General features: G+C 66.8%; 18 protein-coding genes. 6 read left to right on the forward strand and 12 right to left on the reverse strand.

What is annotated here, in order from left to right:
- Positions 1-14: 14 nt before the first annotated feature.
- The 4 genes from dnaG to rpsU all read right to left on the reverse strand — a co-directional run bounded on the left by dnaG (position 15) and on the right by rpsU (position 3,671).
- The gene (gene dnaG / locus AC07UW_RS15515; protein WP_025878279.1) at positions 15-1,754 is read right to left on the reverse strand and encodes a DNA primase; all 1,740 of its coding nucleotides are present in this window, start codon (positions 1,752-1,754) and stop codon (positions 15-17) included.
- Between the two features lie 59 nt (positions 1,755-1,813).
- Positions 1,814-2,773, reverse strand: a complete 960-nt coding sequence (locus AC07UW_RS15520) for a YihY/virulence factor BrkB family protein (RefSeq protein ID WP_051501539.1) — start codon at positions 2,771-2,773, stop codon at positions 1,814-1,816.
- 105 nt (positions 2,774-2,878) lie between these two features.
- Positions 2,879-3,322, reverse strand: coding sequence for a GatB/YqeY domain-containing protein (locus AC07UW_RS15525; RefSeq protein ID WP_032975623.1), 444 nt, complete (start codon positions 3,320-3,322; stop codon positions 2,879-2,881).
- Between the two features lie 133 nt (positions 3,323-3,455).
- Positions 3,456-3,671, reverse strand: coding sequence for a 30S ribosomal protein S21 (rpsU, locus tag AC07UW_RS15530; RefSeq protein WP_002808376.1), 216 nt, complete (start codon positions 3,669-3,671; stop codon positions 3,456-3,458).
- A gap of 166 nt (positions 3,672-3,837) precedes the next feature.
- On the opposite strand from rpsU, the gene tsaD reads away from it, so the two are divergent.
- On the forward strand, positions 3,838-4,863 hold the full coding sequence (gene tsaD, locus AC07UW_RS15535) for a tRNA (adenosine(37)-N6)-threonylcarbamoyltransferase complex transferase subunit TsaD (RefSeq protein WP_495212364.1): 1,026 nt from the start codon (positions 3,838-3,840) through the stop codon (positions 4,861-4,863).
- 45 nt (positions 4,864-4,908) lie between these two features.
- On the opposite strand, the gene AC07UW_RS15540 is transcribed toward tsaD, so the two are convergent.
- On the reverse strand, positions 4,909-5,589 hold the full coding sequence (locus tag AC07UW_RS15540) for a hypothetical protein (RefSeq protein ID WP_495212365.1): 681 nt from the start codon (positions 5,587-5,589) through the stop codon (positions 4,909-4,911).
- Between the two features lie 328 nt (positions 5,590-5,917).
- On the opposite strand from AC07UW_RS15540, the gene folB reads away from it, so the two are divergent.
- The 4 genes from folB (at position 5,918) to AC07UW_RS15560 (ending at position 10,665) form a co-directional block, all read left to right on the forward strand.
- Positions 5,918-6,271 carry a dihydroneopterin aldolase gene (gene folB / locus AC07UW_RS15545; protein WP_025878255.1) on the forward strand — a complete coding sequence of 118 codons (354 nt, stop codon included), beginning with the start codon at positions 5,918-5,920 and terminating at the stop codon, positions 6,269-6,271.
- Positions 6,272-6,362: 91 nt separating this feature from the next.
- On the forward strand, positions 6,363-7,634 hold the full coding sequence (locus tag AC07UW_RS15550; protein WP_033830173.1) for a mechanosensitive ion channel family protein: 1,272 nt from the start codon (positions 6,363-6,365) through the stop codon (positions 7,632-7,634).
- A gap of 128 nt (positions 7,635-7,762) precedes the next feature.
- Positions 7,763-9,937 (forward strand): glycoside hydrolase family 3 N-terminal domain-containing protein, encoded by a 2,175-nt coding sequence (locus AC07UW_RS15555; RefSeq protein ID WP_495212366.1) that lies wholly within the window; start codon positions 7,763-7,765, stop codon positions 9,935-9,937.
- A 137-nt stretch (positions 9,938-10,074) separates the two neighbouring features.
- Positions 10,075-10,665, forward strand: a complete 591-nt coding sequence (locus tag AC07UW_RS15560) for a hypothetical protein (protein WP_495212367.1) — start codon at positions 10,075-10,077, stop codon at positions 10,663-10,665.
- 106 nt (positions 10,666-10,771) lie between these two features.
- Here AC07UW_RS15560 and AC07UW_RS15565 read toward each other — a convergent pair whose 3' ends face one another.
- A complete protein-coding gene (locus tag AC07UW_RS15565) occupies positions 10,772-11,938 on the reverse strand; it encodes a PQQ-dependent sugar dehydrogenase (RefSeq protein WP_495212368.1) in 1,167 nt (388 codons plus the stop codon).
- A gap of 172 nt (positions 11,939-12,110) precedes the next feature.
- Here AC07UW_RS15565 and yiaA point away from each other — a divergent pair, with 172 nt between their 5' ends.
- Positions 12,111-12,563 (forward strand): inner membrane protein YiaA, encoded by a 453-nt coding sequence (yiaA, locus tag AC07UW_RS15570; RefSeq protein WP_495212369.1) that lies wholly within the window; start codon positions 12,111-12,113, stop codon positions 12,561-12,563.
- Between the two features lie 107 nt (positions 12,564-12,670).
- On the opposite strand, the gene AC07UW_RS15575 is transcribed toward yiaA, so the two are convergent.
- The 6 genes from AC07UW_RS15575 to AC07UW_RS15600 form a co-directional block, all read right to left on the reverse strand.
- Positions 12,671-13,018, reverse strand: coding sequence for a hypothetical protein (locus tag AC07UW_RS15575; RefSeq protein WP_495212370.1), 348 nt, complete (start codon positions 13,016-13,018; stop codon positions 12,671-12,673).
- Positions 13,019-13,100: 82 nt separating this feature from the next.
- The gene (locus AC07UW_RS15580) at positions 13,101-14,402 is read right to left on the reverse strand and encodes an APC family permease (RefSeq protein ID WP_049464179.1); all 1,302 of its coding nucleotides are present in this window, start codon (positions 14,400-14,402) and stop codon (positions 13,101-13,103) included.
- The gene (locus AC07UW_RS15585) at positions 14,399-15,163 is read right to left on the reverse strand and encodes a L,D-transpeptidase family protein (RefSeq protein ID WP_495212371.1); all 765 of its coding nucleotides are present in this window, start codon (positions 15,161-15,163) and stop codon (positions 14,399-14,401) included. Before AC07UW_RS15585 ends, AC07UW_RS15580 begins: the two co-directional genes overlap by 4 nt.
- A gap of 12 nt (positions 15,164-15,175) precedes the next feature.
- Positions 15,176-16,024 carry a MurR/RpiR family transcriptional regulator gene (locus AC07UW_RS15590; protein ID WP_180831641.1) on the reverse strand — a complete coding sequence of 283 codons (849 nt, stop codon included), beginning with the start codon at positions 16,022-16,024 and terminating at the stop codon, positions 15,176-15,178.
- Between the two features lie 604 nt (positions 16,025-16,628).
- Positions 16,629-17,723: a dipeptide epimerase gene (locus tag AC07UW_RS15595; protein ID WP_025878242.1), complete on the reverse strand. Its 1,095-nt coding sequence runs from the start codon at positions 17,721-17,723 to the stop codon at positions 16,629-16,631.
- Entirely contained in the window at positions 17,724-19,169 is a 1,446-nt protein-coding gene (locus AC07UW_RS15600) for an SH3 domain-containing protein (protein WP_495212372.1), read from the reverse strand.
- Positions 19,170-19,181: the final 12 nt, after the last annotated feature.

A 19,181-nucleotide genomic window follows, 5' to 3' on the forward strand; every position in this document is an offset into this window, starting at 1 on the left:
AATGTGTTCTGCCGCTACAGGCGCAGATTGGCGCGTGCCTTCAGCAGCTCGCGCATCTCGTACTTGTCAGTATCGTCCAGACCCTGTTGTCGCTGCTTGGCGTTGAGGTCGTCGATCCGCTGGAACAGCAGCTGCTTCTCCAGCTGGCCGACTGCGTCATGCAGTTCCACCGTCCACATCGCTTCATCGCCCGCCAGCGTCTGCGCGGCCAATGTGTGCAGCGAGGCCTGTTCTTCGCGGCCGTCGAAATGCTCCAGCAGGGCGCCGGTACTGATGTCCGGGCGCTGTTCGACCAGCCCCAGCAATTCCAGCAGCAGCTCCACGCCGGGCAGGCGCAGGCCCTGGAAATGGTGCTTGCCGCCCAGGGTCAGGGCCAGCGATGGCTGCTGCAGCAGGACGGCGATCGCGCCACGCACCAGGCTGCGCTTGGCCGCCGGCTGGATCGTGCGCGGAGCGGCGCGTTGCGGCATCTGCGGCCGGCCCGCCTGAGCGTTGCCCCCCAAGCCCGTCAGCTGCGCCAACTGCTGCTTCATCAGGTCGCCGAAGGCACCATCGGGAATCTGCGCCAGCATCGGCTTGGCGCGCTCGGCCAGCCGTGCCTTGCCGTCCAGGGTGCCCAGGTTGATCTCGCGGGTCAGCTCGTCGAAGAAGAACTGCGACAGCGGCGTGGCCTGCTTCAAGCGTTCGTCGAAGGCCTCGGCACCTTCCTTGCGCACGATGCTGTCCGGGTCTTCGCCGTCGGGCAGGAACAGGAAGAAGGCCTGGCGGCCGTCCTTCATGCGTGGCAGCACCGATTCCAGCGCCTTCCAGCCGGCGCGGCGGCCGGCGGCGTCGCCATCGAAGCAGAAGAACACGTCCGGCGCGTTGCGGAACAGCAGCTCGGCATGGTCCGGCGTGGTTGCCGTGCCCAGCGTCGCCACCGCCTGGGTGACGCCGAACTGGAACAGCGAGACCACGTCCATGTAGCCCTCGACCACGATCAAGCGCTCGATCTTCTGGTTGGCCTGGCGCACCTGCCACAGGCCGTACAGCTCGCGGCCCTTGTGGAACAGCGCGGTCTCGGGCGAGTTGAGGTACTTGGGGCCGTCGTCCTTCTCGAACACGCGCCCGCCGAAGGCGATCACCCGGCCACGGCGGTCGAAGATCGGAAACATCACCCGGTCGCGGAACTTGTCGTAGACGTGGCCGCGGTCGTTCTTGGAGAACAGGCCGGCGCGGTCGAGCAGCTTCATCCGCCGCTCGTCCTTGCCCAGTGCGTCGCGCAGGCCGCTGTAGCCATCAGGTGCATAGCCGATCTGGAAGCGTGCGCGGTTCTCTTCATCCACGCCGCGGCCGTCGAGGTAGCTGCGCGCCTTTTCGCTGCCTTCCAGGTTCTTCTGGAAGAACTTCGTGGCGGCGTCCAGCGCCGAGTACAGCTCGCGACTGTCATCCTGCTGCTGGGCGCTGCGCGGGTTCTCGCTGCGCGGCACTTCCATGCCGGCACGCTTGGCCAGTTCATCCACCGCGTCGAGGAATTCGAGGCGGTCGTAGTTCATCAGGAAGCTGATGGCCGTGCCGTGCGCGCCGCAGCCGAAGCAGTGATAGAACTGCTTGGTCGGCGAGACGGTGAAGGAGGCCGAGCGTTCGTCATGGAACGGGCAGCGCGCGGCGTACTCCTTGCCCTGGCGCTTCAACGGCACGCGGCTGCCCACCACCTCGACGATGTCGGAGCGGGCCAGCAGGTCGTCGATGAAAGCGTCGGGGATACGGGCCATGGGCAACGAGGCAGGGCGCGGCGGCAGCCACGCGGAAGGGGGAAGTCAGTCCCCCTAGTTTACCCCTTGCCGGCCACGTTCCCGGGCGCGTTCGCTGCAGTGCCAGGGTCGATGCCGGCAGCCAGCAGATGATGGCGTGCGCGCAGGCGTTCATCGATCACCGCGGTCATCAGCGCGCCGACGAAGAAGACCACGGTGGCGTAGTAGATCCAGACCAGCGAGATCACCAGCGCACCCATCGAGCCGTAAGCGCTGCCCGGTGCGACGGTGGCGATGTACACGCCGATGCCATAGCGTCCAAGCGCGAACAGCGCCGAGGTGATGAGGCCGCCGATGAAGGCCTGGCGCCACGCCACGCGCCGGTCCGGCAGGTAGTGATACATGAAGGCGAAGCCGACCGCGTACAGCAGCAGGCTGGTCAGGTAGCCGATGGCCGGCAGGATCGAGGGCAACTGTGCAAAGGCCACCTGCAGCACGGTGGTGGCGGTCATCGACAGGATCAGCAGGAAGCCCAGCGCCAGCACCACGCCGAAGGAGAACACGCGCTTGCGCAGCCAGGCCTTGATGCCCTCCAGGCGTTCGCCGCTGGTGCGGAAGATCAGGTTCAGTGCGTTCTGCAACTGGGCAAACACCGCAGTGGCGCCAACGAACAGCAACAGCGTGCTCCACAGCCCGGCCAGCGATCCGACGTCGGGCTGGTTGTCGGCATTCTTAAGCACGGTTTCGGCCACGGTCGCGGCACTGCTGCCGGCCACCGAGCTGATCTGGTCGACCAGGGCCTGCTGTGCCGGCGGATACAGCGAGGCGGTCAGCCACAGCAGCAGCACCAGCAGTGGCGCCATCGACAGCAGGGCATAGAAGGAAACCGAGGCGGCCTGGGTCAGCACGTCGATTTCGACGAAGCGCTTGACGACGGCCATCGGGAAACTGTCCTGCAGGCGCTTGATGTACTTGTGCAGGGACGCGGGGCCGCCGTGCGGCGCGCGGTCTTCGGGGGCGTGGGACGTTGGATCAACCATGCCGGAGTTGTAGCAGCACCACGTCGAAGACGCGGTGAAGCAGGTGCGCAGGAGCGCGTCCCGCAGTCCCTTCGCAGTGCGGAAGGGACCCGGGTCAGGCGTCGCTTACGACAGCGCCTGCTTGACCAGCTTGGACACCAGGCCCATGTCGGCCTGGCCGGCCAGCTTGGGCTTCAGCGCGCCCATCAGCTTGCCCATGTCGGCCGCGCTGCTGGCGCCGGTTTCGGCGATGGCCGCCTGGATGGCCGCGACGATCTCGGCTTCGCCCATCTTGGCCGGCAGGTAGGCTTCGATCACCACGATTTCGGCGCGCTCGATTGCCGCCAGGTCTTCGCGGTTGGCCGCTTCAAACTGGCTGACCGAGTCCTTGCGCTGCTTGACCATCTTGTCGAGCACCGCGATCACGGCGGTGTCGTCGAGCTCGATGCGCTCGTCGACTTCCTTCTGCTTGATGGCGGCGTTGATCAGGCGGATGACGCCCAGCTTGTGCTTCTCGCCGCCCTTCATGGCGGCCTTCATGTCTTCGGTGAGCTGCTGCTTCATGCTCATGACGAACCTCGTGGTGGTAGTGGGGCAGGACGGATGCCCGGGCCCGGAAACGCAAAAAGCCGGCGACGCTCGCGCGTGCCGGCTTCGACTCCATCGCGGCAGGGAATGCCCACCGCAATGAAGATGCGTCCGATCAGTACAGGCGCTGACGCTTGGTAACGTCGCGCGACGAGCGGCGCAGCTGACGCTTCACAGCAGCGGCGGCCTTGCGCTTGCGCTCCTGGGTCGGCTTTTCGTAGAACTCGCGCTTGCGGGTTTCGGCCAGCACACCGGCCTTTTCGCAAGTGCGCTTGAAGCGGCGAAGAGCAAACTCAAAGGGTTCGTTCTCGCGGACTTTGACGCTGGGCATGGAATCTCCGGGACACAGTAGAACCGGGTCACGCCCGGCGAGCCGCACATTATAGTGGCGAATAAACAAACTGCAAGCCACAAATCCTGAATAGGGGCAAGTTGTTGGATTGCAGTGAGGCCTGCCAGTTCCCCGAGGGGTTGGCAGGGGCGTCATAATAGCAGGCATGCGAGTCCTTGGCATCGAATCTTCCTGTGACGAGACCGGCGTGGCGGTGTATGACACCGACCTGGCCGGCAGCGCTGCCCTGCGCGCCCATGCGGTCTACAGCCAGATCGCCCTGCACGCCGAGTACGGCGGTGTGGTGCCTGAACTGGCCAGCCGTGACCACGTGCGCAAGCTGCTGCCGTTGATCCGGCAGACGCTGGCCGAGGCCGGGCTTGGCGTGAACGACATCGACGGGGTGGCCTACACCGCCGGCCCCGGCCTGGTCGGGGCGCTGCTGGTGGGTGCCGGCGTGGCCCGGTCGCTGGCCTGGGCGCTGGAGGTTCCCGCCGTGGGTGTGCACCACATGGAAGGTCACCTGTTGGCGCCGCTGATGGAAGACGATCCGCCGCAGGCCCCGTTCGTGGCGCTGCTGGTGTCCGGTGGCCATACCCAGCTGGTGGCCGTCGATGCCATCGGCCAGTACCGGTTGCTGGGCGAAACCCTGGACGACGCCGCAGGCGAAGCCTTCGACAAGACCGCCAAGATGATGGGCCTGCCGTACCCGGGCGGGCCGCAGCTGGCCGCGCTGGCCGAGCAGGGCACGCCGGGCGTCTACCGCTTCACGCGGCCGATGACCGACCGCCCGGGCCTGGATTTCAGCTTCTCCGGCCTGAAGACCCAGGTCCTGATGGCCTGGCGCGACAGCGACCAGAGCGAGCAGACCCGCGCCGACATCGCCCGTGGCTTTGAAGACGCCGTGGTCGAGACCCTGTGCATCAAGTGCGAACGCGCGCTGGAAGCGGCCGCCACCAATGTGATCGTGGTGGCCGGCGGCGTGGGTGCGAACAAGCGCCTGCGCGCCCGCCTGCAGCAGATGGCCGAGCGCCTCGGCGGCCGCGCCTGCTTCCCGCGGCCGGCGTTGTGCACCGACAACGGCGCGATGATCGCCTTCGCCGGCGCGCTGCGCCTGCTGGCGGGCCAGCACAGCCCACCGAAGGTGGACGTCACCCCGCGTTGGGACATGGCGACGCTGCCGGCGGTATGAGCCGGGCCGTCTCCCGGTAGTGCCGGCCGCTGGCCGGCAACATCATCAACGCGTGCCAACCAGTGGCGAGGTCGCCAGCACCGTGGTGGCCCGTTCATGGCGCTGCAGCCATGCCAGCGTGTGCGGGCACCGGGCGTGGATCAGCCGCCCGATCGCGGCCAGGTCGGCGCCGATGTCGCGCTCGAGGATCGGTTCGTGGTGGGCGATGCGGTTGCGTAGGTGGCGGATGCGGTCGAGGTCGGCATGGATGGTGGTGCGGATGGTGTCGACAGTCTTCTGTGGAGCGTTGGGCAGTGCGATCTTCAGGCTTCGCGTCCAGAGGGGCCCCTCAAAGCGCCGTGTAAAGAGTTGCTGCCAGAATGCGAATCGAAGGCTGGCGATGATCTCCGGCGTGTTCATCTGCTGATTCGATCGCTTGTGCAGGTCCTGCAGCGCCGACAGCGCGCCATCGGCGGGCATGCGCTGCAACAGTGCTGGATGCCATGGCCAGCGGGGACCATAGGCATGCGCCAGTGCTGCGGCGACTGCGTTGCGGATGACGATTTCACAGATGTGAAGCGGCGATAGCAAAGCGCCACACATCTGCATGTTCCAGACATACAGTGTGGTCGCATCCAGGGAATGACGGTCTGCGATGCGTTTGTAGGTCGCCCAGCGTGGTCGGGATAGTGCTGCTTGCAGGCCCCTCTGCTCTTTCATTGGCGGCGGAATCACGTTGTGGATCACCAGCGTGCGCCGGAAGCCGTACGGGTGATATCGGGAAATGCCATCCGGTTGCCTGGCAGAACTCCCAACGGCATTCGGACTTCCCCGGAATGTCGCGAATGCCTCTGGACGACAGGGAAAATGATCTTCATCCTTCGCAGCGTGTGCTTCGGGACTCGCGGCTGGATTCCAGCTCCCCCCGAGGACGTTGAGAGGTACCAAAGGGCCCCGCTAGCAGGGCCCTTTGTCTTTTCCAGACCTTGCGAATGCCCGGCGACCCGCCTCCGTTCCGGGCAGGCTCACTGCCGTCCCGTTACCATGGCCGCCTGTTTTCCGGCTGGTAACCGCAATGGACAAGGTTTTCATCGAAGGGCTGACGATCGACGCCCTGATCGGCATCTACGATTGGGAGCGGCGGATCCGCCAGGACCTGGTGTTCGATCTGGAGATGGGGTTCGACAACCGTCGCCCGGCCGCCAGCGATGACATTGCCCATACCCTGAATTACAAGGCAGTCAGCAAGCGCCTGGAGCAGTTCGTGCGCGAATCGGAGTTCGGCCTGGTGGAGACCCTGGCCGAGCGCTGCGCGCAGATCGTGCTGGACGAGTTCGACGTGAAGTGGCTGCGCCTGAAGCTGAGCAAGCCCGGGGCGGTGCGCGGTGCACGTGCGGTCGGCGTGATCATCGAACGCTCGCGGGACTGACACGCCGATAGTGCCGGCCGTCGGCTGGCAACCCCCGGTAGTGCCGGCCGCTGGCCGGCAACCTCAACAGCAATGAAGAAGGAGACAACCGATGGTGGACGCAGTGGTGGCGGTACAGTGGCTGGAAAAGCTGCAGAACACACTGGAACCCTATCCTGGCGCCTACCTGGCGTTGATGATCTCGGCGCTGCTGGTTGCCGCCGGCCTGGCCAACTGGGTGACCAAGCGCATCCTGCTGCGCGGCCTGCGTCGCCTGCTCAACCGCCTGCCCGGCGCCGATACCGGCCGCGGCAGCCATCTGATGCGGGTCATTTCGCGGCTGTCCAACGTGGTGCCCAGCCAGGTGATCGCCTCGGGCATCCGTATCGTGCCGGACCTGCCGCCGGGCCTGGTCGGCTTCATCATCGGTGCCTGCCAGGCGTGGGCGATCCTGACCGTGGTGCTGGCGCTGTCGCATGCGCTGGATGCGGCCAACGACCTGTACGAACGTCGCCCCGAGGCGCGCAACAAGCCGATCAAGGGGTACCTGCAGGTCGCCAAGATCATCATCTTCGTGATCGCCGGGCTGTCGATCGTTGCCACCCTCGCCGGTGTCGACCTGCGCTACCTGGTCACCGGCCTGGGCGCGGCCACCGCAGTACTGATGCTGATCTTCCAGGACACCATCCTGTCGCTGGTGGCCAGCGTGCAGATCAGTGGTGATGGGCGTATCCGTATCGGCGACTGGATCGAGATGCCCAGCCAGAATGCCGACGGCGATGTCATCGATATCGCCCTGCATACGGTGACGGTGCAGAACTTCGACAAGACCATCACCACCATCCCGACCAAGAAGCTGGTGACCGAGTCGTTCAAGAACTGGCGCGGCATGCAGGAGGCCGGTGGCCGCCGGATCAAGCGCGCGCTGTTCCTGGACCAGCACAGCGTGCGTTTCATGGAGGAGGACGACCTGGCCTTCCTCGGCCAGTTCGCCCTGCTCGGCGACTACCTGCGCGGCAAGCAGCAGGAGCTGGGTCAGTGGAACGGGCGCCTGCGCGAGCAGGGCGTGGCCGAGGTCAACAGCCGCCGGGTGACCAACCTGGGCACCTTCCGCGCCTACGTGGAGCGTTATCTGGCCAGCCACCCGGGCATCCATACCGATATGACCCTGCTGGTGCGCCAGCTGCAGCCGACCACCGAAGGCCTGCCGCTGGAGCTGTACTGCTTCACCCGCAGCACCGCCTGGGGCGAATACGAGGCGGTGCAGTCGGACATCTTCGACCACCTGCTGGCGATCCTGCCGGCCTTTGGCCTGCGGGTGTTCCAGGCGTCCAGCGACGCGATGTTGATGGCCGGGCAGCGCCAGTTGGCCGGCTCGGAGTAAGCTGCGATGCCCCCGGCCGGACCGTACGGATCCGGCTGGTGGCTGAAACTGAATGACGAAACCTCTCGCCAAATCGTCCGGGATCGCTAGAATGCCGGGCTTGTAAACGTTTTCATCAAGGACTGCCGGTGGCCTCCGATCGCATCGAATCCCTCATTGCCCAGATGACCGTCGAGGAAAAAGTCGGCCAGCTGGGTGTCTTCGCGGACATGGTCCGCCCGTTCGCCCCGGACGTGAACCCGGAAGCCAACGTGCGCAATGCCGACCAGGTGCTGCAGCAGGTGCGCGAGGGCAAGGTCGGCTCGCTGTTCAACGGTGTCGGCGCCGAGCTCGGCCGCCGCATCCAGCAGGTCGCCACCGAGGAGAGCCGCCTGGGCATCCCGGTGATCCTGGCGGCCGACGTCATCCACGGCATGCGCACGGTGTTCCCGATTCCGCTGGGCGAGGCCGCCAGCTTCGAGCCGGACCTGGCCGAGCGCACCGCGCGCGCCACTGCGGTTGAAGCCACCGCTGCCGGCCTGCACTGGACCTACGCACCGGCAGTGGACATCGCCCGTGACCAGCGCTGGGGCCGCGGTGCCGAAGGTGCCGGTGAGGACGTGGTACTGGGCTGTGCCTTCGCCGCTGCCCGCGTGCGTGGTTTCCAGGGCACCGACCTGCGCGCCGCCGACTCGCTGCTGGCAACGCCCAAGCACTTCGCCGCCTACGGCGCGGTGATGGCCGGCATGGAATACAACATGGTGGACATCTCGCCGCAGACCCTGCGCGATGTGCACCTGCCGCCGTTCAAGGCGGCCTTCGACGCTGGCGCGATCACCGTGATGTCCTCGTTCAACGACATCAACGGCGTGCCGGCCAGCGCCAACGCCGAGCTGCTGACCGACATCCTGCGCGGTGAATGGAAGTTCCCGGGCGTGGTGATCTCCGACTACACCGCCGACATGGAACTGGTCGCGCACGGTTATGCCGCCGACGACCGCGATGCCACCGCCAAGGCGTTCACCGCCGGCCTCGACCTGAGCATGCAGAGCGGCTTCTACGCCGAGCACCTGCCGGGCCTGGTGGAGAGCGGCGAGGTGCCGATGAGCGTGCTGGATGAAGGCGTGCGCCGCATCCTGTGGCTGAAGGATGCCATCGGCCTGTTCGACGACCCGTACCGCTCGCTGGACCCGGCGCGCGAAGCCGATACCTCCCATATCGACGCCCATGACGAACTGTCGCGCGATGCCGCGCGCCGTTCGATCGTGCTGCTGAACAACCGCGACAACGTGCTGCCGCTGCAGAAGAACGGGCAGAAGATCGCGCTGATCGGCCCGTTCGTGCAGGACCGCGACAACATCGAAGGCTGCTGGACGCTGTTCGGCGACAAGCAGCGTTACGTGGATCTGGAAACCGGCGTGCGCGCGGCCATCGGCGATGACGCGCTGCTGGAAGTGGTGCCGGGATGCGAACTGGAAGCCGCCATTGCCGGTGGCACCGAGGCGGCCGTGGCCGCTGCGCTGCGCGCCGACGTGGTGGTGCTGGCGCTGGGCGAGCCGCAGCGTTACAGCGGCGAGGCGCAGTCGCGCGTGGAGATCACCCTGCCGCCGGCACAGCAGGCGCTGGCCGAAGCGGTGGCGATGACCGGCAAGCCGCTGGTGGTGCTGCTGCGCAATGGTCGCGCGCTGGCCCTGCAGGGCGCGGTGCGCAATGCGCATGCTGTTGCGATCACCTGGTACCTGGGCACGCAGACCGGCCATGCCGTGGCCGATGTGCTGTTCGGCGATTACAGCCCCTCCGGCCGCCTGCCGGTCAGCTTCCCGCAGGTGTCCGGCCAGCAGCCGTACTTCTACAACCACCCGCGCACCGGCCGCCCGGAACTGCCGACGATGTCGGAATTCAAGGCACGCTGGCGCGAGATTCCGAACGAGCCGTTGTACCCGTTCGGCCATGGCATCGGCTACACCACCTTCGCCTACGGCGTGCCGCAGCTGAGCAGTGCGCGCGTCGGCTGGGACGACACCCTGACTCTGACCACCACGCTGACCAATACCGGCAGCGTGGCCGGCGAGGAAGTGGTGCAGCTGTACATCCACGACCGCGTGGCCAGCCGCGTGCGGCCGGTGCGCGAGCTGAAGGACTTCCGCAAGGTGGCCCTGCAGCCGGGCGAGTCGACCGAGGTGGTGTTCACCCTGACCCGTGAACAGCTGGCATTCACCGGCCGCGACGGCGTGCTGCGTGCCGAGCCGGGCCTGTTCGACGCGTGGGTATGCGCCTCGTCGATGGCCGGTGACGCGGTGCAGTTCGAACTGCTGAAGGCCTGATCGGTAGAGCATCCACGCATGGCGTAGATCTACTGGCAATGAGTAGCGCCGGGCCATGCCCGGCGTCCTCACCCATGGCGAACACGCCGGGCACGGCCCGGCGCTACCATCGGAGCCTGATCCGATGGAGACCGCGCATGCGCACGATGGCCTACCTTGTTCCTGTCCTGTTGCTGGCAGCGTGCTCGCAGCCGGCACCGCCGCCCGAATCTGCCGCCGATGCGCCTCCGCCGATGACGGGCGCGACGCCGGCCGAAGCGGCCGCCAGCACCACGCCCGATGCGGTCGCCGCGCCACAGGCTGCGGCGGAGCACGCCAAGGATGCGGCTGCGACGCCGGCCGATGCTGCCAACCCCGCAGCACCTGCGGCAGACGACGCCCGCGCGCGCATCGAGACGCTGCTCGGCGATGCGGCGCAGTATGAAAAAGTATTCACTGCCTTCAAGACCGCAGTGGTCGGTGGCGATCGCGCGGCGGTGGTTGAAGAAGTGCGTTTCCCGTTGAACATCAGCGGTGGCAGGAAGATCACCGGTCCCGGTGAATTCCAGCGCAACTACGAAAAGATCATCACCCCGGCGGTGGTCAAGGCGGTGTCCGCGCAGGACTTCGGCACGGTGTTCGTCAACCAGCAGGGCGTGATGATCGGCGATGGCCAGGTGTGGCTGACCGGCGAGTGCCTGGACAAGGCCTGCACGCGCACCGAGGTGAAGGTCGGCACCATCCAGTAACGAAAACGGCCCCGTATGCAGGGCCGTTCCAGATCGGTAGTGCCGGCCGCTGGCCGGCAACCAGGGCTCCTGCAGGTGCCGGTTAGCAGCCGGCACCACCCGGCCGTCAGGCCTTCGGGGTGAGCTTCAGCAGCCGTGCCTTGCTGCCGTCTTCCAGCAGCCACAGCGCGCCATCCGGGCCCTGTTCCACTTCGCGGATGCGCTCGCCCATGTTGAAGCGTTCGGCCTCGCGCGCGCTGTCGCCGTCGAAGGCAACCCGCACCAGCGAGGTGGACGACAGCCCGCCGATGAAGGCGCTGCCCTTCCACTGCGGGAACAGGCTGCCGCTGTAGAACATCAGGCCGGCCGGGGAAATCACCGGGTTCCAGGTCACCTTCGGTGCGGCGAACTCCGGGCGGGTGTCATGGTCGGGAATCGGACGGCCGTCGTAGTGGTCGCCGTTGGACACGATCGGGTAGCCGTAATTGGCACCGCGCACGATCAGGTTCAGCTCATCGCCGCCGGCCGGGCCCATCTCCTGCGCCCACAGCTTGCCGTTGGCATCGAAAGCGATGCCCAGCACGTTGCGGTGGCCCAGCGACCACACCTGCGCGGCCACACCGCCCTGCGAGGCGAACGGATTGTCGGCCGGCAGGCTGCCGTCGTCGTTGAGGCGGATGATCTTGCCCAGGTTGCCACTCATGTCCTGCGCAGGATCGAACTTCTGCCGTTCGCTGGAACTGATCCACAGCTTGCCGTCCGGGCCGAAGGCCAGGCGGTGGCCGTAGTGGCCTTCGCCACTGACCTTCGGCGTCTGCCGCCAGATCACTTTCAGGTCTTTCAACTGGCCGCCGCCGCTGGCATCGAGGGCGAGGGTGGCACGGGCCACGGCCGCGCCGCGCGTGTCCAGCGTGCCTTCCTCGGCGTAGCTGACGTACACCACACGGTTGCGGGCGAAATCCGGATGCAGGATGACGTCACCGAATCCACCCTGGCCGCCGTAGGCGACCTTCGGCACACCGGTGATTTCATGTTTCTGGCCGCTGGCCAGGTCCAGATGCTGCAGCTTGCCGCGCTTTTCGGTGACCAGCAGGCTGCCATCGGGCAGGAAGGTCATCGCCCACGGCTGGTCGAACCGGCTGACCTCGGTGGCGGTGAAGGGGCGTTGGTCTGCGTTTGTCGCGGCGGTTGCTGGAGCCTTCTGCTCAGACGCATCAGGGCCGGCTGCGTTGCAGGCGGTGGTGGCGAGGATCGGCAGCAGGCCGAGGGCGAGCAGCAGGGGCGTGCGGGTCATGGGTATCTCCAGCGGAAGGGGATGCGGATGGCCAGGCTCTCCCTTGTATACCACCGGGGCGGTGACGGTCGTGGCCCGAAGGTCCTGCTCCCCCCTGTGCGGCATGGCGCGGATCGTCTAGGGTGTTGTCGCCCGGGCAAAGCATTGCCCGCCTGTCTGCCAAGGACCTGCAATGAACGCACCCCTCATCCATCGACCCTCGCCCGCCTTCATCGCCGCCTCGTGGGTGGCCCTGCTGCTGGGCGCGGTGGCCTACCTGGTCGGCCTGTTCAATGCCGAGATGCTGCTGAACGAGAAGGGCTATTACCTGACCCTGCTGCTGTTCGGCCTGTTTGCAGCGGTATCGCTGCAGAAGAGCGTGCGCGACCGCGTCGAGGCCATTCCGGTGAGCGGCCTGTACTACGCGCTGTGCTGGTTCGCACTGCTGTCAGCCCTGTTGCTGCTGCTGGTCGGCTTGTGGAACGCCACCCTGGTGCTGAGCGAAAAGGGCTTCTATGGCATGGCATTCGCGCTGTCGCTGTTTGGCGCGGTGGCGGTGCAGAAGAACACCCGCGACCTGATTGCCGCCAACGCGGCCGAGCCCAAGCGCGCTTCGTCGATTCCGCCGTTGCCGGAACAGGAATGATCGGCTGAGGTAGCGCCGAGCGCCTGCCCGGCCCAGGCCTGCAACGCAGAAGGCGCCGAGCACGGGCTCGGCGCTACTGTGGCTGCATCAGTCAACAGCTGGAGGGGTCAACCGTGGCGCGTCAGCCGCGGATCGGCTACATGGGCTTCATCCCAACCGCGGCGGACAGCGGCGCGGGCCTGATCCCATTCCAGGCGGCTCTTGCCCCGCTCCGTCGCCCAGCGGGACTGCAACTCCGCTTCGACCTGTTCGTAGGCGCGGATCACCTGATCGGCGCGGGTCTCTTTGTAACGTGCTGCGTGGCCGATCTGATAGGCCGGCTCGTAGTCATCGAACAGCAGGCTGGCGTCGTAATACGGTTCGGCGCTGTAGCGGTCGCGCCAGTAGTCGGAAATGGCCTCGCGCGGGGTGCTGTCTTCCGGCACGCGACCGGGAATCTGGTAATCGGGGCTCATGGACAGAAGGCTCCGTAGTGGACGAAGCCTGATCGTGCCCATCGGCCGGTTAACGCGCCGGACCGGCAGCGTGATCGGCAGGTCAATCAGCAGCGGCATCCTTGCGCGGCAGCTTGTAGATCACCGCGCCAACGGCGAAGGCGACCAGTGCCGCGGCGATGTTCTGCCAGCTGGCACTGGCAAACAGGGCCACGCACAGCAGCAGGGCCAGCACCGGAATCAACGGGCCGCCGGGCAGCTTCAGCGCGCCGGGACGGTCGGCATAGCGCTTGGCCAGTACCAGCACTGCGGCGGCCGTGCCGATGTAGGCGAACAGGCGTGTGGTCATCGACAGCAGTGCCAGCTGCACGAACGACCCGGACAGCGCCAGGCCGAGGGCGATCAGGCCCTGGCAGAAGATCGCCGCGGCCGGGGTACGGAAGCGCGGGTGCACCTGCGCCAGCACCTTCGGGCCATAGCCATCGCGGGCCAGGGCGAACAGGAAGCGCGGGCCCATCATCATCGTGTTGCTGTTGGTGCCGAGGATGGAGATGGTCGCGCCCACGGTGAGGATCAGCGCCAGCGCCTCGCCGCCGAAGCTGGAGGCCGCATCGGCCAGTGGCGTGGCCGATGCGGCCAAGCCGGGCAGCGTGCCCTGCGCCACGATCTGCACCGCCGCGTAGATCACGGTGACGGTGACGATCATGGTGATCAGTGCGAACGGGATGTCGCGGCGTGGGTTGCGGTACTCACCGGCTGCGGCCGGAATGTTCTCGAACCCGGCATAGGCATACAGCAACAGCAGCGCCGCCTCGCCCATGCGCTGCAGGTCGTGCGGGTCCGGGCGCTGGCCGGAGAAGGCCAGCTGTGGGTCGATGTAGAACGCGCCGATGGCCACGAACAACAGCAGTGGCAGCATCTTGCCGATCACCAGCACGATGCCGGTGCGGGCGGCCGAACGCACGCCGATGATGTTCACTCCGGTGAGGAAACCGAGCGAGACAACGATGATCGCGATTCGGCCCATGCCTGCGCCTGCCCACGGCCAGAACCGCGCCACAGCGTCGGCCAGCGCATTGCTGAGCGCTGCGGCCGAGCTGATGCGGGTCAGCCAGATCATCCAGCCGATCTCGAAACCGGCGAAGCGGCCGAAGGCTTCGCGCGCGTACAGGTAGCTGCCACCGGGTTCATCGAAATAGCTGGCCGCCTGCGCGTAGCACAGCACCAGCAGGGCGACGACGATGCCGGCGGCGACCACGCCCCACAGGCTGAAGGGGCCGAGCAGCGCGACCGTGGCGGCCGGCAGCAGGTAGATGCCGCTGCCGACCACATCGTTGATCGACAGGCCGACGATCTGCCAGCGGCTGACCGCGCGTTGCAGTTGGGGTTCGTCGGCGGCGCTCAACGTACGGCTCCTTCAAGCGCGGGCAGTTTCCACTGTGCTTGCAGGCGCCGGTATTCGGCCCTTGGCAACAGGACGAAGCGTGGCGTGTCCTGCGGGCGCAGCCAGTCCAGCAACGCCTGCATGCGCACCTCTGGCATCGCAGTGCAGCCAGCGGTGGCCTCGCCGGGCTGGCGCCACAGATGGGCGAAGATGCAGCTGCCCTTGCCGGGTTGGTTGTCCGGATTGTGCGCGATCACGAAGCCTTCCCGGTAACGCACGTCGCCCTTGTTGTGCAGGTCCAGCCGCATCGGTTCGGTGGAACCGGCTATGGCGGCGCCGCCCACCTTCTTCGCATCGACGATGCGGTTGTAGAACGGCGATGCTGGCACGTCCATGCAGTAGCTGCTCTCGAGCATCGGCTGATAGGTCATCGCCGTGCCGGGCCGGGTGATGGCATAGCCGAACGCGCTGCCCAGCGCGAACACACCGGCCGGACTGCGGCCATCGCCTTCCTGTTTCTGCGGACCGTCGTTCTGGGCAGGATGCAGGCCCAGGCCCCAGGCACTGCCGGTGCGACCCAGCGCTACCGGGAAGGCCTGACCATGCCTGCGCCAGTGCTTGCCGTCGCGCACGAAGGCCTGCAGCTGCCCCTGCGTGCTGTCCCAGTTCTCGCTGGTGACCACGATCAGTTGGCGAGCGTTGTCCAGCGGGGCAGCGTGGAGAGCAGCTGCGGCAACGAGCAGCAGCGCGGCAGATGCAAGGCGGGCCAGCAGCAGGTTCATCGGGCGCTCCGGTCAGGAATCCAGCAGGTGGTCGATCCGTTCCAGGTTCACCGCCAGCTGCTGCTGGCGATCCGGATTGGCGTGGCAGAGCAGCACGAACAGGAAATCGAGCAGGGCATGCATGGCGCTACGGTACAGCAGCTGCGCCACCTGCGGCGCGCGGTCGTGCGCGCACACCACCAGTGCCGCATCGGCATGCGCACGCAGCGGGTTGGCGGTGTGGCGGGTGATCGACACCACCTTGCCGCCCATGTCCTGGAACTGGCGCGACAGCTGCGAAAGCTGTGGCAACTTGCCGAACTCGGAGAACATCAGCAGCACATCGCCCGGGCGCGCGGCGGACAGGTTGGCCAGCATCAGGATCGGATCGGTATGCGGCACCACCAGCAGGCCGAGCAGCGACAGCCGCATGGCGAACTCGCGCGCGTACAGGCCGTCGTCACCGAGGCCGTACACAAACAGCTTGGGCGCGCCGTCGAGCAGCTGCACGATGCGCTCGATCTCCTCACGCGGGTTGGCCTGGCGGGTTTCTTCCTCGGCCTGGGCCTTGCTGCGGCGCAGGGCGTCGCCCAGGCGCAGGTAGTCATCGCTGATGTCCGGTTCGGCGGGCACCTGCTGTGGGTCGGCACCGGCACGGGCGACGTCCTCGCCGATGGAATATTTCAGGTCCGGGTAGCCCTTGAAGCCGAGCTTCTGGCTGAACTTGACCACGCTGGACTGGCTGATGCCCAGCGCACTGGCCAGCTGCTGCGAGGAGTAGTCGCGCAGCAGGTGCGCGTTGTCGAGGATGAAGTCGGCGATGCGGCGTTCGATGGCCGACATCTGCCCGCGCTCGGTGCGGATTTTCAGCAGGGGCGGCATGCGGGGCGTCCGATGGTCGTGCGCTGGAGCATAGAGGAACGCGTTGCGGTTGGCGGCGTAGAGCAGAGTATGTGGTGGCTCGGGCGGGTGGGGTTCGCAGGGGACGCCGTGAATCCGTCCATGGAGGCTTGGCCGCGCTTGCTCGTTTGCGCTGTCCTGCGCAAACGGCAAGACCGGGGTTGGGCGTCCTGCCCAACCCGCCCGAGGCATGCCTCGGGCCCATGGCGCGGACACCCCTGCAAACCCCACCCGCCCGAGCCCAGACAGATCGCGCGCGTGCCAGCCGCGAAGGATGTACGGAGTGGGGCAAAAGCAGGAGCAAGGACATCCACGCATGGCGTGGATCTATCCGGAGCTGCAGTTGAGTCCGCCTTCAAGCGAGCCGAGCACCGCAGGTCCGGCGAGGGCGAAGAGGCGCGGGTGTCTGAGCGCAGCGAGTTCCGCGCCGTCCCTCGGCGGACCGAGGAGCGCAGGGCACCGGCGTGCGCAGCACGTCGGCTCGCGGCCGGCGGAGCGTTTCTTTTGGTTACTTTTCTTTTCGCGAAAAGAAAAGTAACGCCCGACCAAGCATCAGCCGTAGACACTGCTGGCAGCGGTGCTCCGATCAACCCAGCATCTCCAACCCCCGCACTTCGGTGATGCCCAACCCCGGCACATCGCTGATGCTGATCTCCGACTCGTTGAAGCGCACCCCGCCGCTGACCGGATCGAACTGTCCCAGCGAGGGACCATCCAGGTCGACCTTGGTGATCACATCGCTCTTGGCTACCGCCAGGTGCACCGCTGCAGCCACGCTGATGCTGGATTCGATCATGCAGCCGATCATGCACGGCACGCCGTAGATGCCGGCGATGTCGGCAATGCGGATTGCGTTGGACAGGCCACCAGTTTTCATCAGCTTGATGTTGATGATGTCGGCGGCGCGCTGCTGGATCAGGTCCATCACCTGGCTCGGGCTGAACACGCTCTCGTCGGCCATCACCGGGGTGTTGACCCGATCGGTCACGTACTTCAGGCCGCTGATGTCGGCGGCCTTGACCGGCTGCTCCAGCAGTTCCAGCACCACACCTGCATCTTCCAGCGTGCGCATCGCATGCACCGCCTGCTTGGCGGTCCAGCCCTGGTTGGCATCCAGGCGCAGCAGCGCGCGGCCTTCGACGGCGGCATGGATCGCCTTGACCCGCTCGATGTCCACGCCGATGTCCTTGCCGACCTTGATCTTCAGCGACTCGAAGCCGCGTTCGATCGCCGACAGCGAATCGGCCACCATCTTGTCGATGTAGTCCACGCTGATGGTGATGTCGGTGGTGATCACCGGGTCGCCACCACCGAGCATCTGGTACAGCGGCGCGCCATGCAGCTGCGCCCACAGGTCGTACAGGGCGATCTCCACCGCCGCCTTGGCGCTGGTGTTGCGCTCCATCGCGGTCTGCACCAGCGTGCACAGGCGGTTGAGGTTGACCACCTCCTGGCCGATCAGGCGCGGGGCAATGAAGTGCCGGATCGCTTCGATGATCGAGCCGTGGGTATCACCGGTGATCACCGCGGTGGCAGGCGCCTCGCCGTAGCCGGTGTGGCCGCTGTCGGTGCGGATCAGCACCACCACGTCCTCCACGGTTTCCACCGTGCGCAGCGCGGTCTTGAAAGGGGTCTTCAGCGGCACGCGCAGCATGCCCAGTTCGATGGCGGTGATCTTCATTCAGGGGTTCTTGGCACGCAGGCGTTGGATGTTGGTGATGCGATCGATGTAGCGGACGCTGTCGCTGGCCATCATCGGCTCCAGCGGGGTGACCGATACGCCATTGAGGTGGGCCTGCACACGCTTGCCGTCGGCGCCGAACCAGCTGCCGCCTGCGGTATCGTGGATCACCCAGGTGCGGCCATCGACGTGGCCGATGGCCATCATCACGTGGCCGGGGATGTAGACCAGGTCACCCACCTGCAGATCGCTGACGGCGCGGTCGCGCACGGCCTTGCCGTCCTTGGCGGTGAACGGCAAGCGGTCCAGCGCGGGACTGACCGCCTGTGCGCTGGTATTGCGTGGCAGCAGCACGCCGAAGCTGCGGTAGATCTCCGATACGAATCCACTGCAGTCGCGGGTGTCGTAGTCGTGGCCCCAGCCGTAGCGCTCGCCGAGGAACTTGAACGCTTGCTGCAGCAGCAGGCGCGGGGTCAGCGGCAGGTAGTCGGCGGCGGTGTCCTGCGAGCGCGGCAGCAGCGCCGGCACCAGCTTCAGGCGGCCATCGGCCTCGCGCACCGGCAGCTGCACCACCCACGAGGCGTGCGCCTGTTGCCCGTTCACCGGCTCGGCGGCGGGCCAGTCGGCCAACACCGGCAGGCGCACGCCCATGTCCAGCTGCAGGCGCGAGACACGCGGTTCCTCGGGTGTGTAGGCGGTGTGCGCTGTGGCAGCGGTGACGACGCGGTACGGCCCCTTCGCGCCGTAGCCGAGCACCGTGGCCTTGTCACCGCTGGCCACCGCGTCGGCTTCGATCCATGCGCTGTAGCGCTCGCTGTGCACGAACAGCCAGCGGCCGTCGGTGCTGCGGTGGACGACGGCTACCTTGTCACCGGGAAACAGCGCCGACTCCTGGAAGCGGTCGATGTCGGTGTCGCCGACGGTGCTGAAGACACGCTGGCGGGTGGGGAAGGTGCGCAGCGCGGCGCGCTTCACCACCAGGGCGTAGTCCGGCGACACCTGCGACGAAATTGCATCGAGACCGAGGTTGGCTTTGATCGCGCTGCGCACGTCCGGTGCGATGGCGCGGCCCTTGTCGTCATACAGCGCCCGCGTGGGCCAGCTCGACAGCGTGGTGATGCTGTCACGCACCTGTGCCGCGCTGAGCTGCGCAGGCAGGGTGGCGATGTCCTGGATGTGCTTGTCCTGCGCGCGCATCCGTGCGTTCTGCGCCTCGATCTGCGCGCGGTCCAGGATAGGTGCGTCGGCATTGTCCAGCCGTGCCGCCCAGTAGTCCGCGGTGAGGTAGGCCTCGTGCAGGCCGATCACGTAAGGCAGCGGGGCGCCGGGGTCTGGTACAGGCGTGGCCGCCTGGGTGAATGCGGGTGCGCCCAGCAGGCCCAGGGCCAGTGCCAAGGTCAACCGGTGCGACCAGTGCCGACGCGGTTCGCGGGAAGCCAGGATCATGCGCTGCACACC

Source organism: Stenotrophomonas sp. GW821-FHT02D01 (genome assembly GCF_059421765.1).